Raw genomic sequence first — 17,715 nt, forward strand, 5'->3', positions numbered from 1 at the left:
GCGGTTCCGACCGCCGGAGCCGCATCCTTCCGCGCCCGCCGACACCCGCTTTCGCGATCAGTCCGGCGCCGCCGTAAGATTTCACGCGCGCCTGCGTCTGTCGGAGAGCCTGCCGGCCGTCCGCCGGTCCATCGGAGGTTCTCGTGCGACTGATCGTGCCGCTGCCTGGAAATGAGGCCTTCGCCGAACGGCTCGCCACGGCCGGCGGGTTCGAATTGGGCCGTCTCGAAACCCGGCGCTTTCCGGACGGGGAGAGCTACGTCCGTCACCTCTCGGATATGGCGGGGCGGACGGTTGATCTGGTCTGCAGCCTGGCCCGCCCGGACCCGGGCTTTCTGAGCCTGCTGTTCGCCGCCGAGGCGGCGCGGGATCTCGGCGCGGCGCGGGTGAGCCTGGTCGCGCCCTACCTCGCCTATATGCGCCAGGACCGGCGGTTCAAGCCCGGGGAAGCGATCACCTCCCGTCCGTTCGCGCGTCTGCTCTCCGGGGCGTTCGACCGACTGATCACGGTGGATCCCCATCTGCACCGCTATCCGGATCTGGCGGCGCTGTACGCCATTCCGACCGCGACGCTGCATGCGGCGCCCGTGCTGGCGGACTGGATCGCGGCCGAGGTTCCGGATGCCCTGATCATAGGTCCGGATGAGGAGAGCGAACAATGGGTCGCGGCCGTCGCCGCCAGGGTGGGAGCCCCGCACATCGTGTTGCGCAAGATCCGCCGGGGCGATCGCGAGGTCGAGATCGTTCTGCCCGATCTCGGCGCCTGGACCGGCAGACGGCCTGTGCTGATCGACGACATCGCCTCCTCGGGTCGGACCCTGATCGAGGCTGCTCGACGGCTGCAGGCGCAGGGCCTGAAGCCGCCGGTCTGCGTGGTCGTGCATGCTGTGTTCGCCGATAACGCCTTCGAGGAACTGGCCCGGATATCCGATCAGGTGGTGTCCACCGACAGCGTGCCGCATCCGAGCAACGCCATCTCCCTGGCGCCGCTGCTGGCGTCGGCGCTGCGGGAACCTGACGCAGCGGGGCCGGCCCGCCGCCGCCGGTCCGATTCCGGCGCCGGGACCACCGAGGGTCCGGGATGAACATCTCGCAAGGGAGAGGCGAATGAGACGCGGACAGTGGAACCTGGTTCGTTCCCACTTCATCGGCGCCCGGAGGCTCGCCCCGGCGAGCTTGCGGCACGGCCGCAGACCCCTCTCGTTCGGAATGTCAAGCCGGGGTTTGAGCGGAGCGCTCGCCGTCTTGACACGCCGGAGAGCGAAGCGGAACGTCGATGGCATGTGGCGTATCGTTCGCACGCTTTTGTTCGCCCTCGCCCTGGCCGGCTCCATCGGCCAGGCGTCGGCGTTCGCCGCGCCCCAGCGGCCGGGCGTGACCGCAGACGCCATGGCCGCCATGCCGGATTGCGCCGAAATGATGATGCAGGCAGGCGCCGAAGGTCCGGCGCCCTGCGATGACTCTGGGCCCCACTGCCTGGGTCTCGCTGCCTGCGCGGCAGTCGCGGTTCCTCTTCCGTCCGACGCGGGCGTCACGGCCCGGCCGTCGCCGCCGCATCGCCAGCAGGTCGCATTGAGCGCCGACGACACCCGTGCAGGGGAGCGGCCGACGCCCCTGGGTGACCCTCCCAAGACTCCGGCATAGCCCGACTTCGCTGACCATGGCCCGCGCACGCGTGGGCGGTGATCGAACGACTAGCATCCCGCGTCGCACCAAGGTGATCGACGCGGGGCTCGAGGACATTCCCATGAACTCCGGCTATCGGACGGCTCCAGGCCGTCACATGTCGAGCGCCGCGGTCGATCCCGATCGCGGAAAATCACTCCGGCTGGCCAGGATCGCCCCCAGGGGAACGGTGGCCGCCGCCGCGGCCGCCATCGGCTTGTTCGCCGCCATTGGCATGCCCGCTGCGGCGGAGCCGATGACTTTCGACGAGGCCCTCGCGCTCGCCGCAACCACCGCTCCGCAGCTGCGGGCCAGCGCCCTCGGCGTGGAGGCGGCCTCGGCGGCCTCGGCGGCCGCGGGTCGGCTCCCGGATCCACAGCTCCGGTTCGGAATCGACAACCTGCCGGTCTCGGGCCCCATGGCCGGGCGGTTCGGCGACGACGAAATGACCATGGCCCGCATCGGCCTCATGCAGGAGGTCCCCAGCCGCGCCCGGCGACGGGCGGAACGCGCCATGGCGGAGGCCGACATCGACGTGGCCGCCGCCGCCGACGCGATCGCGCGCCGCGAGGCGCGGGTGGCCGCCGGCGTGGCCTGGCTCGATCTGCACTACGCCGGGCGCCGGCTCGCGACGCTCGAGGAGGTGCTGTCGGCGCTGGAGCCGCTCTGGGAGGCCGCCCCCGCGGGCGTGGCCGCCGGAACGGACCGGCCGGCCGGCGCCCTGACCCCCGTCGTGCTGCGGGCCGCCCTGCAGGACAGGCACAGCAGGCTCATGGCCGATGTGGCGAGGGCGCGCGCCGAACTGACGCGCTGGACGGGCGACGCGGACCCGGCGGCGAGCGGGCCGGCTCCCGACCTCGAGATCGACCCGACCGGTCTGAGGGCGGGTCTTGAGCGCCTTCCGACCCTGCAGGCCTGGCGGGCGGCTGGAAGCCGCGCCGATGCCGAGGTCGCCCTCGCCCGATCGGGGCGACGGCCCGATTGGGCCTTCGAGGTCAGCTACGGTCGCCGCGATCCGATGTTCGGAGACATGCTGTCGGTGGGCGCCAGCGTCCGTTTGCCGCTCTTCGCCAATCAGCGCCAGGAGCCGCTGATCGCCGCCCGCTCGGCCGACGCCCTGGGCGTCCGGCTGGAGCGCGAGGCCGCGGCGCGCGAACTGCGCGCCTCCCTGGACGCCGACCTCGCCGATCTCGCCGCCCGCCGCGACCAGTGGGTCCGGTCGCGCGATGTCATCGTCCCGGCCGCCCGCCAGCAGGCCGATCTGGAAACCGCCAGCTACGCCGCCGGGCGGGCGGGCCTGGCGGATGTCCTGAACGCCTTCACCGCCCTGGCCGACGCGCGTCTGGAAGCCCTCGACCGCGAAGCCGCCGTCGCTCGCGACACCGTCCGCATCACCCTCGCCTACAGGAGCGACGACCAATGACCGGTTCCAACCCTCGCGTCGCGCTCGTCGCGGGCGCTGTCCTGGTCCTCGGCGTGGGCCTCGCGGCCGGCCTGATCGGCCGCCCCATGCTGGAGCGCGCGAATGGGGCCGCCGCCGGCCAGACCGCATCCGCGGAGCGCGAGATTCTCTACTGGTACGATCCGATGCTGCCCAATGAACGCTACCCGGGTCCGGGCCGCTCCTCGATGAACATGGAGCTGATCCCGAAATACGCCGACGAGGCGGACGGCGCGCCCGGCGTGCGCATCGATCCCTCCCTGGCCCAGAATCTCGGCATGCGTCTGGCGACGGTGCGCCGGGCGTCGCTGGAGGGCGATCTCAACGCCTCCGCTGTCATCGACTACAACCAGCGCGACGTGGCCATCGTCCAGGCCCGCGCCGCCGGTTTCGTCCAGCGAGTCTACAGCCGCGCGCCCGGGGACGTGATCGCCGCCGGCGCCCCCCTGGTCGACCTGCTCATCCCGGAGTGGGCGGGGGCCCAGGGCGAGTATCTGGCCGTCCGCCGGACGGGTGACGCGGCCCTGATCGAGGCGGCCCGGCGGCGGCTCCTGTTGCTCGGGATGTCCGAGGCGTTGATCGTCCAGGTCGAACGGACCGGACGGCCGAGGACCACGGTGACCATCGTCAGTCCGTCCGCCGGCGCCATCCGCACCCTGGGCGTTCGGGCCGGGATGAGCGTCACCCCGGGCATGACCCTGGCCGAGATCAGCGGACTGTCGACGGTCTGGCTGAATGCCGCCATACCCGAGCTCCAGGCGGGCCGGCTGCGCCTTGGCCAATCCGTCGAGGTCGCGCTCTCGGCCTTCCCCGGCGAGCGGTTCAGCGGACGTCTGACGGCGCTGCTGCCCGAGGTTTCCGGGGACAGCCGCACGCTCACGGCGCGCATCGAGATGGCCAATCGCGCGGGACGCCTGCGGCCCGGCATGTACGGGCAGATCACCTTCGGCGGCGGCGGCGGAGAGGTGCTGGTGGTTCCGTCCGAGGCCGTGATCCGAACGGGCGAAAGAACCCTCGTCATGCTGGCCCTGCCCGAGGGGCGCTACCAGCCGGCCGAGGTCCGGACCGGACGGGAATCCGGCGGGATGACCGAGGTCGTGGCCGGGCTGGCGGAGGGCGAACGCCTCGTGGCCTCCGGTCAGTTCCTGATCGATTCCGAAGCCAGCCTGTCCGGGATGGCGGCCCGGGCGATTTCGGGCGAGCGCCCGGCTGTGCCTCCGGCTTCACCCGCCACGCCCCCTGCGCCGGCCGCGGTGAACGGGCACGCCGGCCACGGTGGAGCCGCGCAATGATCGCCGCCCTCATTCGCGCCTCCGTTCGCGCTCGCTTTCTTGTGCTCATGGCCGCCGTCGCCCTGGCGGCGGCGGGCCTCTGGGCGGTGCGGACGACCCCGGTCGACGCCCTGCCGGATCTGTCCGACGTTCAGGTCATCATTCGCACCAGCTATCCCGGCCAGGCCCCGCAGATCGTCGAGAACCAGGTCACCTATCCGCTGGCCACCACCATGCTGTCGGTGCCCGGCGCGCGCACGGTGCGCGGCTACTCCTTCTTCGGCGACAGCTTCGTCTACGTCCTGTTCGACGAGGGGACCGACCTCTACTGGGCGCGGTCGCGCGTTCTCGAATACCTGAACCAGGTGCAGGCCCGCCTCCCCGAGAGCGCCCGTCCCGCCCTGGGTCCGGACGCCACCGGCGTCGGCTGGGTCTATGAATACGCCCTCGTCGACCGCTCCGGCCGCCACGACCTGGCCCAGTTGAGAAGCCTGCAGGACTGGTTCCTCCGATATGAGCTGAAAACCGTTCCAGGCGTGGCCGAGGTGGCCAGCATCGGCGGCATGGTCCGGCAGTATCAGGTGGTGCTCGACCCCGTCCGGCTGGCCGCCTATGGCGTCACCCACCAGGCCGTGGTCGAGGCGATCGGGCGCGCCAACTCGGAGACCGGCGGGTCGGTGCTGGAGCTGGCCGAAGCCGAATATATGGTCAGAGCCAACGGCTATCTGACCAGTCTCGATGACTTCCGTGCCGTCCCCGTCCGCACGGCGGCGGGCGGCGTGCCCGTCACCCTCGGCGACGTCGCCACGGTTCAGGTCGGTCCCGAGATGCGGCGCGGGATCGCCGAGCTGAACGGCGAGGGCGAGGTGGCCGGGGGAGTGGTCATCCTGCGCTCGGGCGGCGACGCCCGGGCCACCATCGCCGCCGTCGCCGACCGGCTCGAGACCCTGAAGGCCGGATTGCCTCCCGGGGTCGAGGTGGTGACGACCTATGACCGCTCGCAGCTCATCGACCGCGCCATCGCCAATCTCAGCACAAAGCTGATCGAGGAGTTCATCGTCGTCGCCCTCGTCTGCGGTCTGTTCCTGTGGCACGCCCGGTCCGCCCTGGTGGCCATCCTGACCTTGCCGCTCGGCGTGCTCGCCGCCTTTCTGGTCATGAACCTGCAGGGGGTGAACGCCAACATCATGTCGCTGGGCGGCATCGCCATCGCCGTGGGCGCCATGGTCGACGCCGCCGTGGTCATGATCGAGAACGCCCACAAGCATATCGAGCAATGGGAGCATGAGCACCCCGACGAAACACTCGCGGGAGAGGCCCGCTGGAAGGTGATCACCGACGCAGCGGCGGAAGTCGGTCCGGCCCTGTTCCTCAGCCTGGTGATCATCACCCTGTCGTTCATTCCGGTGTTCAGCCTGCAGGCCCAGGAGGGTCGGCTGTTCGCGCCGCTGGCCTTCACCAAGAGCTACGCCATGGCGGCGGCGGCCATTCTTTCGGTCACCCTGGTGCCGGTCCTGATGGGCTATCTCATCAGGGGGCGCATCCCCGCGGAGCAGTCCAATCCCGTCAACCGATGGCTGACGCACGTCTATCGCGGCCCGCTCGACTGGGTGCTGCGGCGACCGCGGACGACCCTGGCGATCGCTGTCATCGCGTTCGCCACCACGGCCTGGCCGCTCAGCCAGATCGGTGGCGAGTTCATGCCCGCCATGGACGAGGGCGATCTGCTCTATATGCCGTCCGCCCAGCCGGGTCTGTCGGCGGCGGCGGCGTCAGCGCTGCTGCAGAGGACAGACCGTATGATCCGCACCATTCCCGAGGTCGCCACCGTGTTCGGCAAGGCGGGCAGGGCGGAATCCGCCACCGACCCAGCGCCGCTGGAGATGTTCGAAACCACGATCCAGTTCAAGCCGCGCGACCAGTGGCGCCCCGGCATGACGCCGGAGAAGCTGGTCGAGGAGCTCGACCGCGCGGTTCAGGTTCCGGGCCTGGCCAACGTCTGGGTGCCGCCAATCCGCAACCGCATCGACATGCTGGCGACCGGCATCAAGAGCCCCATCGGCGTCAAGGTCTCCGGGGCCGATCTGGCCGTGATCGACCGCATCGCCGGCCGCGTCGCCGAGGTCGCGGGGGATGTGCCGGGGGTGAGCTCGGCGATCGCGGAGCGCCTGACCGGCGGCCGGTATGTGGATGTCGACATCGATCGCGCCGCCGCCGGCCGCTACGGGCTCACCATCGCCGATGTCCAGTCGATCGTCGGCGGCGCCATCGGCGGCGAGACCATCGGTCAAACCATTGAGGGGGTGGCGCGCTATCCGATCAGCGTCCGCTATCCCCGCGAACTGCGCGACAATCCCGAACAGCTGCGGAATCTTCCGGTCCTGACCCCGGCGGGCCAGCAGATCACCCTGGGCGCGGTGGCCGACATCCGTATCGCCGACGGGCCGCCGATGCTCAAGTCCGAGAACGGACGGCCTTCAACCTGGGTCTATATCGACGTGCGAGGCCGGGATCTGGCGTCGGTGGTGGGGGACCTGCGGCGGGCGGTCGCTGCGGAGGTCGATCTCGGTCCCGGGGTGAGCATCGCCTACTCCGGCCAGTTCGAATATCTCGAGCGCGCCGCCAACCGCCTGAAGATCGTAGTGCCGGCGACGCTCGCGATCATCTTCCTGCTGCTCTACCTGACCTTCGGCCGGTTCGACGAAGCCGCCCTGATCATGGCCACGCTGCCCTTCGCCCTGACCGGGGGCGTATGGATGCTCTACCTGCTCGGCTTCAATCAGTCGGTCGCGACCGGGGTGGGGTTCATCGCCCTGGCCGGCCTGTCGGCCGAGTTCGGCGTCGTGATGCTGATCTACCTCAAGCATGCGCTCAGGGATCGCGGCCCCGACCCGGACGCCCTGCAGGTCGAGGAAGCGGTCCGGGAAGGCGCTCTGCTCAGGGTTCGGCCCAAGGCGATGACCGTGGCCGTGATCCTGGCGGGCCTGTTCCCGATCCTGATCGGCCACGGCGCCGGCTCGGAGATCATGAGCCGGATCGCCGCGCCCGTTATAGGCGGCATGATCACGGCGCCTTTGCTGTCGATGCTCGTTATCCCCGCGGGCTATCTGCTGCTGAGACGTCGCAGGTTCCGTTCGACCCCCGTCCTTCGAGGAGACACACAATGAAGCGCCGTATAATCCTGCTGACCGGTATTGCCGCTGTTCTGGCCGCCTGCGGTCAGCAGGCGGAACCCGAAAGCCCGGCGATCCCGATGGCCCAGCCCGGATCACCGACGGTTGGCGCGGATGGCGCCTCGACGTCCCCGGCCGCCGACGCCACGACCGCAGACGGCGCGGGCGTCATCACAGCCGTGGACCCGGCGGCGGCGACGATCACCATCAACCACGAGGCCATCCGTTCAATCGGCTGGCCCGCGATGACCATGACGTTCAAGGCTTCGCCGGCTGTGTTGCGGGAGGCCGCCGTCGGTGATCGCATCCAGTTCGATCTGACAGTACGGGACGGAGCGGGAGAGGTGACGGCGATCTACCCCCATTGATCCTCAGAGCGTCATGCGATGAGGACGGTCCATCGATCAGGTTGGAGGATGGCGCCGGGCCGGCCACCGATGTTGTGCCCAGCTCAAATGGCGGAACCGGTTCGGCTCGTCTGCCCCATGCAACGTCCTGCGTTGTGGAGGCGACGATCTTTTCACCCTTGCCGGCATGCGGAGCATGCTTGCCGGCGTGCTGAGCATTGAGCCGACGGAAGACGTAGAAGCCTCGCTCTACCAAGGCCCTCACCAGGTCTTCGGGGTCAGGTGAGTCCTGGACGGAAGGCGGGGTTTGCGCGCCAGCGAGGACGACATTTTTTCACGGAGTTTCCGCTCCCGACAAGCATCGAAGGTCCAACGGGTGCGCCACGATGACATTGATCGAAATCAATGCCGGGCGCTTCGTCGAGGATCAGGCTGGTCGAATGTGCGGTATGGAGAGCGTCTTGAGGTTGATCGCGATTGCTGCCGTGTTGATGCTGATGGGATGCACAGCTGGTCCCGAATATCGCGAAGCTGCTGGCACGGCTGACGCGGCGAAATACTATCCCAAACCGGCTGTGGACCTCGCCTCGGCGGCGCGGGGGCGAGCGCTCGTGCAGAGCCGGTGCGCGGCGTGCCATTCCGTCGGGCCGACCGGCGAAAGCCCGGTGGCGGCCGCGCCCCCGCTGCGTCATCTCGGAACCCGTTATCCCGTGACGGATCTTCAGGAAGCCTTCGCCGAGGGCCTAACCAACGGACATCCTAAGATGCCGGAAATCACCCTGGAGGGCGACCAGATTACGGATCTGATCGCCTATCTTCAGGACGTCCAGAACCATTCGAGACCTTAGCCGGCCGGCAGCCGTTCAGGGAGGCGGCGCGGTGAGGACCACGCCAGGAGGGCCAGTCCGCGCGTCCTCGCATTGATCCATATCGCCTTGGCCGATGGTTACCGCGAACGATCATCACTTTGGCCCGGTCGCTTGATGTCTGTGACAAGGGCCTGGTCGAGGCTGAGACTGTGCGGTTGTCCATAGATGGTGATGATCATCGGCTGTCCGGATTCCAGCGAGACGTCGAGTTTCTGATTGGTCTGGTCGATCCTGACCGCGAGGCTTCGGCCTCGCCACTGGAGGCCGAAGCCCAGGCTGAGCCAACTCGCCGGCAAATGGGGGGCGAGGCCGATGCCGTCGCTTCGCAGCGACAGCCCGGCGAACCCAAAGACCGTCATCAGCCACAGGCCGCCCTGCGCCGCGATATGAATACCACCGCCGATCGCCACCTTGGTGTCGGCGAGATCGATCGCCGCGGTTCTGTGGAAATAGTCCAGCGCCATCTCGACATCGCCCAGACGGGCGGCGACGAGCCCGTGCATGGCGGTGCTCAATGAGCTGCCGTGACCGCAACGGGGCTCGTAGTACCGGAAGTTGGTCGCTCCGGTTTCGCCTGCAAACTCTTCGGGCAACAGGGCCAGCAGGGCGACGACATCGGCCTGTTTGATGACCTGGGACCGCTGGGTTCGCTCGCGGCCGAGCACCACGTCCATCGGAACGGAACGGCCCGAATAGGCCGCCAGGTCCACGTCTTCGAGATCGAAATAGCCCGTGAACTGCTCGAACAGGCCCGTGTCCGGATCCAGGCCGGTCGCCATCGTCTCGGCGACGCCGGTCCAGTGCCCGAGGTCGGCCTCATCCAGGTCGAGGCGCCGGGAGAGAATGGTCCATTCTGCGGGCCACCGCTCGCGCAGCATGGCCGCGACCTCGAGCGCCCGACGAATGTTCCAGCGGGCCATGACGTTGGTGAAGGCGTTGTCGTCGATGGCCTCGTGATACTCGTCGGGGCCGATGACGCCGCGGATGTGATGCAAGCCGTCCGCCTCGGGCTGGGCCCGACTGGCCCAGAAGCGTCCGGTTTCGAGAAGGATTTCCGCGCCGGCCGCGACCAGGAATTCGTCGTCGCCCGTCGCCTGCCAGTATTGCCAGACGGCATAGGCGACGTCGGCGCTGATGTGTTGCTCCTGGGCGCCGGTGAGGATGTCGATGATCTGCCGGTCCGGACCGACGGCCTGCTCAGGTGTCGCCTCCAGGCCGGTGTCGGTGGACTCCCAGGCGTAAAAGGCGCCTCGCCAGCCCCGGTCAGCCGCCTTCGCTCTCGCGCCGTCCAGCGTGTGGAAACGGTACATCAGCAAGGACCGGGCTGCTTCGGGCCAGGTCAGGATATAGAAGGGCAGCAGGAAGATTTCGGTGTCCCAGAAGACATGCCCGCGATAGTCGGCGCCGGTCAGGCCCCGAGCGCCGATCGAGACACGCGGGTCGTCCGGGTTGGCGGCGCTGTTGAGGTGGTAGACCGCAAACCGAATCGCCTTCTGCGCCGCGGCGTCGCCTTCAACCTCGACGTCGCTGCACGACCAACGATTTGCCCATGCCGTTTCGTGTTGCTCCATCACGCTTCGCCAGCCTGACCGTCGGGCGTCCGAAAGTTCTTTCCGTACAATCGCGCCAGGATCCTGATCGGGACCGTCGCTTCGCGCCACCGTCACGATCCGCTCGAGACAGACGACTTGCCCCGGGCGGGCGCGCCAGGTCCACGACCATTTGAGCGGGGCGAGCGCCGTCGGCGGCAGATCCTGACCGTCGATCCGCAAGGCCGCGGCTGCCGCCATGGCGAGACGTTTGCCGGAGTGATGAGTGCGCCACAGGCCGAATTCGGTCTCGAGGCGTTCGGAAATGAGGTCGTGATCGCCGCCTTCGAAAGAAGCTTCCAGTGTGATGTCAGTCGCGCCCTGATCGACCTCCAGATGCAGCAACTGCAGGCCGAGCGACCGCCGGCTCAGCGAGACGAAGCGCAGGAGACCCAGTCGGACGCTCACGGCTGTTCCTTCCACCAGGCGACATTCGGCGAGCGCCAGGCCGCGCCTCATGTCGAGCGTCAGTGGGTGTGAGGGCCCTTGTCCGAAGTGGTGGACAAGCGGTCCTCCCGCCAGGCCGATGCGGACGTCCAACCAGTCTGGAGCGAAAACCCTTTCCGGGACCGGCCGGTCCGTGTCCGGCGTATCGAACAGCCCGGCGACATAGGAGTTCGGCGAAACGAGGCGCCGGAACGATCGATTGACGGCGTGGGAGGCCCGGGCCCCGAGAAAACCGTTGCTGACCGTGAAGCGGGTTTCGCGATCGCTCTCGCGGAGCGGATCGCAGCCATCGTCGTTCAGGACCCATGCGGCATCCGCCGTCGGCTCCAGCGCCTGTTTCATGGTCCTGGGTTCCTTCACGGTGTCCGAGCCTTGAGACGGCCCAGCGCGAGATCGACCACCGCGACGTCGTCCAGGGTTTTGACGACCAGGTCCGATCCCGCCGCCCACAGTTGGTCCGCGTCGCCCAGCCGGGCGACGCCGAGCGCCGCCATGCCGCCGGCGCGGGCCGCCTGAATGCCCGCAGGCGCGTCCTCGGCCACGAAGCACTGCGCCGGCGAAACACCGAGCTCTGCGGCCGCGATCAGGAAAAGCTCCGGGTCCGGCTTGCCGCGCTTCAGATCGCGACCGGAGACATTGACGCGGAAGATGTCGAGCAGGCTCTGGCCGGTGCTGAGGATGATCGGCCGCATCATGTCGGTGGCGTTCCTGGACGATGAAGCGGCCGCCATGGGCCAGCCGAGAGCCGCGACCGCCTCGACGAAACGCAGGGCGTCCGGGAAGGCTGCGACCGCGCCGGTCTGGATCAGCGTTTCAAGCCGTGCCTGCTTTCGTTCGGCGTAAATGGCCGCGTGGCGTTCAGCCTTGCTCACGCCCAGGGCCTCAAGGGCGGAACGGGCGCCGTCGAGACGCGGCTTGCCCGCGACCTGGGACTGATACATCGCCGTCGTGAAGCGCTCGCGTTCAGCGAAGCTGCCGAGCGCGTCGCGCCACGCTCGCTCGTGAGGCGATGCGAGCAGGACCCCATCCACGTCGAAGATGCCCGCAGTCAGCATTCGCTGCGATCCGCCCACGATCCGGCTTTTGCGGTCATTCGTGTAGGGCTTCCGCTTCATCCGCCATCCGTCCAGAATGACATGCATCGGCGCGCCGAACCTTGATCCGGATCAACGCGCCGGCCGTGCATCGCCTGTTCTATGTCTCCCAAGCGAGAGTTCCTTATGATCAAACCAATACGGGTCGCCGTGAACGGATATGGCGTCATCGGCAAACGCGTCGCCGATGCGGTCAAGGCTCAGAAGGACATGACCCTGATCGGCGTGGCCGACGTCGCGACGGACTGGCGCACCCGGGTCCTTCAGACAAAGGGCGTGCCGCTCTTTGCCGCCACGCCCAAGGCATTTGACGAACTCCGGGCCGCAGGACGCCGAACGGCCGGTCAGCTGGACGATCTGTTGGGCGAGGTCGATGTCATCATTGACTGCACGCCCAAGCACGTGGCGGCGGACAACGTTCCCCTCTACCGGGCCCGGAGCCTGAAGTTCATCCTTCAGGGGGGAGAGAAGCACGCCGTGACGGGACACTCTTTCGTCGCGGAGGCCAGTTTCGAGACGGCGGTCGGCCGTCAGGCGACCCGGGTCGTGTCGTGCAACACCACCGCGACGGTGCGCACTCTGAGCGCTTTGAAGCGCGCCGGGCTGCTTCAGCGGGCCCGGGGCACCCTGCTTCGACGCGCGACCGATCCGTGGGAAAGCCACAAGGGCGGCATCATGAACACCCTCGTTCCCGAGCCCGAAATCCCCAGTCACCAGGGTCCCGACGCCCAAACCGTCGATCCGGACCTCGATGTGGTGACCATGGCGGTCAAGGTGCCGGAGACGATCGCCCACCTGCACTACTGGTCGGTCCAGATGACCCGACCGGCGGACAAGGAGGAGGTGCTCGACGCCTTCCGATCCTCGTCACGCATCCTGCTGATGAAGGACGCGTATGGTCTGGACGCCCTCAACGCCGTCAAGGAGCTGATGGCGGATCGGGGCCGATCCCGCGGCGACCTTTACGAGGTGGCGCTTTGGGCCGACATGCTCACGGTGCAGGGCGATGAACTCTTCTACGCCTATATGGTCGACAATCAGGCGATCGTCGTGCCGGAGACCATCGACGCCATAAGGGCTCTAGACGGACGCGAGACATCGGGCCGCCGGTCGATCGCCGCGACGGATTTGGCCATGGGGATCGACAACGACCTGTTCGCCGGGAACCGGGTCTGAACGTCGGAGTCGCCGCTGTCCGAGCAGGTTTGTAACGATATCCGGGTCGTCGCCGTCAGGGAGGGGGAAGATAATCGAGCGGGGTGTCCTTCGGACGTCCCGTCACCAGTCAGAAAGCAGCCATGACCACCCGCACACTCGACGTCGGCAATCTGTTTTCCGTCCTTGGAGCGCGCGGGATAGAGCGACAACTGCGCCGCATCGACGGTGTCGGCCGCGTATCGGTGAACCCGGTTTCGGGCTCCACGACGGTCGCCTATGACGCGGCCAGGACCAGCCTGTCTGATATCAGGGCCGCGATCGAGGCCTGCGGCTTTCACTGCGCCGGAGGGGCCCTGCCCAAACATGTTTGCCAGGACCACCCGGCGCCGGCCGAAGGCGCCCCCGAGCCGGTCGAACCCGCGGCGGCCGAGGCGCATCGAGGGCATGCCGGGAGCGCAGCCGCCGGGGCGAAGCCGTCTCGCGGGGAGGCGGCGGCGTGAAACGCCGCGCTCAATCAAACCTCTCTTCCGCGGCGATGGCCGTGTTGATGGCGTCAGCCTTCACGGTGTCGATGGGCTTCGGAGTCGTCCTGCCCCTGCTGCCCTTCCTGATTGAACGCCTGCTTGGCGGGGGGGCTGAGGCAGGACAAATCTCCCGGGCGACAGGCTTGCTGACCGGCCTTTACATGCTGTCGCTGTTTCTCTTCGCCCCCATGTGGGGACGCCTGTCCGACAGGTATGGACGCCGTGTCGTCCTGCTGATCGGCCTGATCGGCTTCGGCGCCACCATGCTGGTCTTCGCCTTCGTCGAGAGCCTCTTCGCCGTCTACGCGGAGCGCGTCCTGAGCGGCCTGTTCGCCGCAGCCGTCACGCCGGTGGCGCTGGCCGCCATCGGAGATCTGGCGGCGACCGAAGAGGCGCGGGCGCGCCGCCTGACCTTCGTCAGCCTGGCGGGCATTTCGGGATTTCTACTGGGACCCATGCTGGGCGTCTTCATCGCTCGCGCCGGCGCCGACATGGTCGCGACCGCCGATCCGATGGCGTCGTTGACGTTTCCGCTGGCCGCGACGGCCGTTCTGGCGTTTGCCATCGCCGGCGCCGCCGTCTTCGCCCTGCCGCGAACCCGGCGCCAGGGTCGGCTCGCCAGTCCGGATCCCACCGTATCGCCGACAAGCCGATGGCTGATCCCCAATCTCCTGATCCTGGGGTTCATCGTCGCCGCCGGAGTCGGTGTGTTCGAGGTCGGGCTGGCGCTGCGCGGGAAACAGGAACTGGGCATGACCCCCACCCAGATCGCCCTGATGTTCACGGAGTGCAGCCTGGTCATGCTCGTGGTGCAGGCCCTGGTGTTTTCGCCCTGGGTCAAACCCTCGACGACCCGCTGGCTGATCGCGCCGGCGCTGGCTGTCCTGGGGATCGGGCTGTTTCTGCTGCCGCGCGCCACCGATTTCAACCTGATGCTTGCGGTGATCGGCGCAGTGGCGGCCAGCGCCGGCATCCTGGCGCCGATCCTGACCTACTGGACCTCCAGCAAGGCCGGCCAGGCGCAGGGTGCGCAACTCGGAAAGCAGACGGCCGCTGCAAGCCTGGGGGCAGCCGTGGGTTCGGCGGCGGGAGGGCTGTTGTACGATCTCGCCTGGTTGCCCGATGCGTCATTCCTCGTCATGGCCGCGGTGACCGGTTTGGGCGTGGTGCTCAGCCTCGTTTTGCCCCGGATGCTGGGCCAGCGCGCCGACCCCGCTGATAGTCCAGGCGCGCCTCGCGTGGCGAACTGAACCAACGGCGCCGGTGTTCGTTGAAATGACAGTCGCCGCGGTCCGGACGTCACGTCCATTTGGCTGGCGGCTCGATCCAAAGGACCCACCGCCATGTTCAACGTCACAGAACGCTCGGTCAGGCGAACGGCCATCGCCTTGTCGATCCTTTCGCTGCTCGGCGCCGCCGGGTGCGCCGCCACCGCGTCAGACGCCGATATGGCGATGCCGGATCGGCCGATGGCCGGCATGAACATGCCACAGCCAGCCTCGAGCAGCGGCATGATGAACCAGGGTCACGCGATGCCGCCGGGCATGGGCATGCCGCAAGCCGCCTCCGGTGGTGGCATGATGGGCCAGGATCATGCGATGCCGCCGGGGATGAACATGCCTCGGACCGTCTTTTCCGAGGCCGAGATGGGCATGCACCGCGCCATGATGATGGCGACCGACGTGAACACACAGCGCACGTGGGCCCGGAAGATGATCGCCCACTATCGCGGGGCCATCGCGATGTCGCAGGCTCTGCTGGGCAGTGATGCCACCGATGCTGAAGCCCGCCGCATGGCTCAGGCGGTCATTGACGCGCAGACACGGGAAATCGCGGAACTCGAATCCTGGCTTGAGCGCCATCCCGGTTGAACTCTTGAGGGCGGTGCGGCGGTGTCCCGACACCCTCTGCCTTCGCGGTCCGACGCCCCTTGCAGTTTGGAGGATTTGAGTTGGACCTTGAACAGAGGAAGTTGATCCTCTCCATTCTCGGCCGGGCAGACACCCTGACCGTGGCGACGGTCCGTGAGGACGGCTGGCCGCAGGCGACGGTCGTGAGTTTCGTGAACGACGACCTCGACCTCTATTTCGGGACGACTTTTCACTCGCAGAAGCTGGAAAACATCGCCCGGGACTCCCGGGTGTCCGCGACCGTCACCCCCGAGCATGAGACGTCGAAACCCATCCAGGCGATCTCGCTCGCGGCGGTGGCGCAGCGGGTTACGGACCCCGGGGAGCTGTTGAACGTGGCTGGACTGGTTCTGAAGAAGTTTCCCCGACCGGGGCCTCCCGCGCCGGCTGGGGTGTTGGAGGGTGTGGCGGTCGTTCGCCTGCGCCCCACCATCGTCTCGCTTCTGGACTACAGCCGATCCTTTGGTCAGACGGATCTGATCGAGCTGGGTGACCGTCAAGCCTCGCCCGATCACCGGGACGAACGGCTTCCGTGACCGGGATGACGTTGCGCACGCTCGCGACGGGTGCGCTCGCCCTGGGGGGAATGATCCTCATCGGCATGGGACTCTGGTTCGTCTTCCTGCGACCGGCGCTGCTGCCTGAAGACGCCAGATACATGGGGTCCACCGTGGCGCAGATCCAGGACATCCTGCCCCGGCTGGCCCCGTGGCTCCGGCGCGTCTTCGGCGTGCTGGGGGGCTATATGCTCGCCACCGGTCTGCTGACCGTCCATGTCGCGATGACGACTTTCCGGTCCGCCCGGCCCGGGGCGACGATGGTCGCGGCCGTCTCGGGGCTGGTATCGATCGGCGGCATGGCCGTCACCAACTTCGCCATCGACTCCGATTTCAAATGGCTGCTTCTCTAATCGGGCATGGGGGTCAAGCTGGTTTTGATCGTCGGCCTGATCGATCACGCGGGTCACGCTTCTCTTCGCAGTCTGGGTGGCTCCTTGCGAGCGGAGCCGCTGCACGCATGCATGGGATCAGGGTCTGGAGAGCCTCGCTATTGGTCGCGCTCGAAGCGCAGCAGACATTTTCGGCTTCATCCATCCCGTCGTCCGCGTGGGACGATCCGGCCAGGATCGGATTGTGGTGCGGTAGGTCAGGTCATGCCGCCGCCTCCGATCCGTGCCGGAACTCAGTGCCGTCGGCCCACATGCGGTGCAGGACGACAGCAAGCTTGCGGGCCACCGCGACGATGGCGCGCCGGCGCCCCTTGGTTTTCATCAGCCGCATGCCCCAGGCCTTCAAGCTGGACCACGCGATCGAGCGCATGAGCATGGCGTTGGCGGCGGCGTAGAGGGTGGCGCGCACGTCGGAGTCGCCGGCGTGGGAGATCCGGCCGGGATTGTCCTTCTCGCCGGACTGGAAGCGTCTGGGCGTCAGTCCGAAGTGCGCGCCGACGGTGCGCGAGCTCTTGAAGCGGGCGGGATCGTCGACGGCGGCCTTAAAGCTCAGGGCGGTGATCTCGCCGACGCCGGGGATGCCCATGAACCGGGTGCAGACCTCGTCTTCGTGAGCCGCCTTCCTCACGCGCCGGTCCAGCTCCATGAAGGTCTCGAACAGCATCTGGCGCGCATGCAGCATCGGCAGCAGAGCCCGGCTCAGCGCCGGATCGCTCTCGATGGTCTCGCGCACGGCGACGTCGAAGGCCCCGCGCGACAGGCGCATCGGCAACTTCACGCCGAAGACCTTCAGCAGGCCGCGGATCTCGTTCTCCAGGTCGATGCACTTGCGCTGCATCACCTTGCGGCTGGTCAGCAGGGCCCGCAGATGGTGGCTCTCGACGCTCTTCACGTGGACCCGACTGTACCAGCCGGAGCGAAGAATCTGGGCGATGCCGCGGGCGTCGTGCTTGTCCGTCTTGTTGCGCATGGCCGACAGCGCCGCCGCGACCTGTCGCGCCTCCATGCACACAACGTCGAAGCCGGCCTCGCGAAGCCCATAGGTCAGGTGCTGGGTGAGCGTGCCGGCCTCCAGACCGACCTGATGGATCGGCTCCCCGAACTCGTTCAGGCAGCGGACCAGGTCCGGGACATCCGACGGCACGGACCGCTCGAGGCGGACCTTCCCTTCCTCGTCGATGACGCAGACCGCCACTGAGCGCAGCGACACATCCAATGCAGCGTAGAACATCGTCGTCTCCTTCATCTCGGACTGAGCCGAGAACCCTATGGGAGCTT

Annotated in this window: 15 protein-coding genes; 12 read left to right on the plus strand and 3 right to left on the minus strand. The window is 68.0% G+C overall.

Features of this window, described 5'->3' with window-relative positions:
* Positions 1–143 precede the first annotated feature (143 nt).
* The 6 genes from Q0588_RS13080 to Q0588_RS13105 all read left to right on the plus strand — a co-directional run bounded on the left by Q0588_RS13080 (position 144) and on the right by Q0588_RS13105 (position 8,745).
* Positions 144–1,085 (plus strand): ribose-phosphate pyrophosphokinase, encoded by a 942-nt coding sequence (locus tag Q0588_RS13080; RefSeq protein ID WP_298746877.1) that lies wholly within the window; start codon positions 144–146, stop codon positions 1,083–1,085.
* A 662-nt stretch (positions 1,086–1,747) separates the two neighbouring features.
* The gene (locus Q0588_RS13085) at positions 1,748–3,088 is read left to right on the plus strand and encodes a TolC family protein (RefSeq protein ID WP_298746880.1); all 1,341 of its coding nucleotides are present in this window, start codon (positions 1,748–1,750) and stop codon (positions 3,086–3,088) included.
* Entirely contained in the window at positions 3,085–4,398 is a 1,314-nt protein-coding gene (locus Q0588_RS13090) for an efflux RND transporter periplasmic adaptor subunit (RefSeq protein WP_298746882.1), read from the plus strand. Before Q0588_RS13085 ends, Q0588_RS13090 begins: the two co-directional genes overlap by 4 nt.
* Positions 4,395–7,544, plus strand: a complete 3,150-nt coding sequence (locus Q0588_RS13095) for an efflux RND transporter permease subunit (RefSeq protein WP_298746888.1) — start codon at positions 4,395–4,397, stop codon at positions 7,542–7,544. The genes Q0588_RS13090 and Q0588_RS13095 overlap by 4 nt, the downstream gene beginning before the upstream one ends.
* Positions 7,541–7,918: a copper-binding protein gene (locus Q0588_RS13100; protein ID WP_292072316.1), complete on the plus strand. Its 378-nt coding sequence runs from the start codon at positions 7,541–7,543 to the stop codon at positions 7,916–7,918. Before Q0588_RS13095 ends, Q0588_RS13100 begins: the two co-directional genes overlap by 4 nt.
* Before the next feature lie 365 nt (positions 7,919–8,283).
* A complete protein-coding gene (locus Q0588_RS13105) occupies positions 8,284–8,745 on the plus strand; it encodes a cytochrome c (protein WP_298746890.1) in 462 nt (153 codons plus the stop codon).
* Between the two features lie 98 nt (positions 8,746–8,843).
* On the opposite strand, the gene Q0588_RS13110 is transcribed toward Q0588_RS13105, so the two are convergent.
* Both Q0588_RS13110 and Q0588_RS13115 read right to left on the minus strand, forming a co-directional pair.
* Complete coding sequence (locus Q0588_RS13110) at positions 8,844–11,144, minus strand: glycosyl hydrolase family 65 protein (protein WP_298746892.1); 2,301 nt, start codon at positions 11,142–11,144, stop codon at positions 8,844–8,846.
* Between the two features lie 14 nt (positions 11,145–11,158).
* Complete coding sequence (locus Q0588_RS13115) at positions 11,159–11,944, minus strand: HAD-IA family hydrolase (protein ID WP_298746894.1); 786 nt, start codon at positions 11,942–11,944, stop codon at positions 11,159–11,161.
* A 78-nt stretch (positions 11,945–12,022) separates the two neighbouring features.
* Between Q0588_RS13115 and Q0588_RS13120 the strand changes: the two genes are divergently transcribed.
* From Q0588_RS13120 to Q0588_RS13145, 6 genes are all read left to right on the plus strand, one after another.
* Positions 12,023–13,072: a type II glyceraldehyde-3-phosphate dehydrogenase gene (locus tag Q0588_RS13120; protein ID WP_298746896.1), complete on the plus strand. Its 1,050-nt coding sequence runs from the start codon at positions 12,023–12,025 to the stop codon at positions 13,070–13,072.
* Positions 13,073–13,194: 122 nt separating this feature from the next.
* On the plus strand, positions 13,195–13,554 hold the full coding sequence (locus Q0588_RS13125; protein ID WP_292126490.1) for a heavy metal-associated domain-containing protein: 360 nt from the start codon (positions 13,195–13,197) through the stop codon (positions 13,552–13,554).
* The gene (locus Q0588_RS13130) at positions 13,551–14,828 is read left to right on the plus strand and encodes an MFS transporter (RefSeq protein WP_298746900.1); all 1,278 of its coding nucleotides are present in this window, start codon (positions 13,551–13,553) and stop codon (positions 14,826–14,828) included. The genes Q0588_RS13125 and Q0588_RS13130 overlap by 4 nt, the downstream gene beginning before the upstream one ends.
* 93 nt (positions 14,829–14,921) lie before the next feature.
* On the plus strand, positions 14,922–15,449 hold the full coding sequence (locus Q0588_RS13135) for a DUF305 domain-containing protein (protein ID WP_298746902.1): 528 nt from the start codon (positions 14,922–14,924) through the stop codon (positions 15,447–15,449).
* Between the two features lie 80 nt (positions 15,450–15,529).
* Positions 15,530–16,024 carry a pyridoxamine 5'-phosphate oxidase family protein gene (locus Q0588_RS13140; RefSeq protein WP_298746904.1) on the plus strand — a complete coding sequence of 165 codons (495 nt, stop codon included), beginning with the start codon at positions 15,530–15,532 and terminating at the stop codon, positions 16,022–16,024.
* On the plus strand, positions 16,021–16,398 hold the full coding sequence (locus tag Q0588_RS13145; RefSeq protein ID WP_298746907.1) for a hypothetical protein: 378 nt from the start codon (positions 16,021–16,023) through the stop codon (positions 16,396–16,398). Before Q0588_RS13140 ends, Q0588_RS13145 begins: the two co-directional genes overlap by 4 nt.
* Before the next feature lie 241 nt (positions 16,399–16,639).
* On the opposite strand, the gene Q0588_RS13150 is transcribed toward Q0588_RS13145, so the two are convergent.
* Entirely contained in the window at positions 16,640–17,668 is a 1,029-nt protein-coding gene (locus Q0588_RS13150) for an IS110 family transposase (RefSeq protein WP_183197583.1), read from the minus strand.
* Positions 17,669–17,715: the final 47 nt, after the last annotated feature.

Source organism: uncultured Brevundimonas sp. (assembly GCF_937870815.1).
Lineage (GTDB): Bacteria > Pseudomonadota > Alphaproteobacteria > Caulobacterales > Caulobacteraceae > Brevundimonas.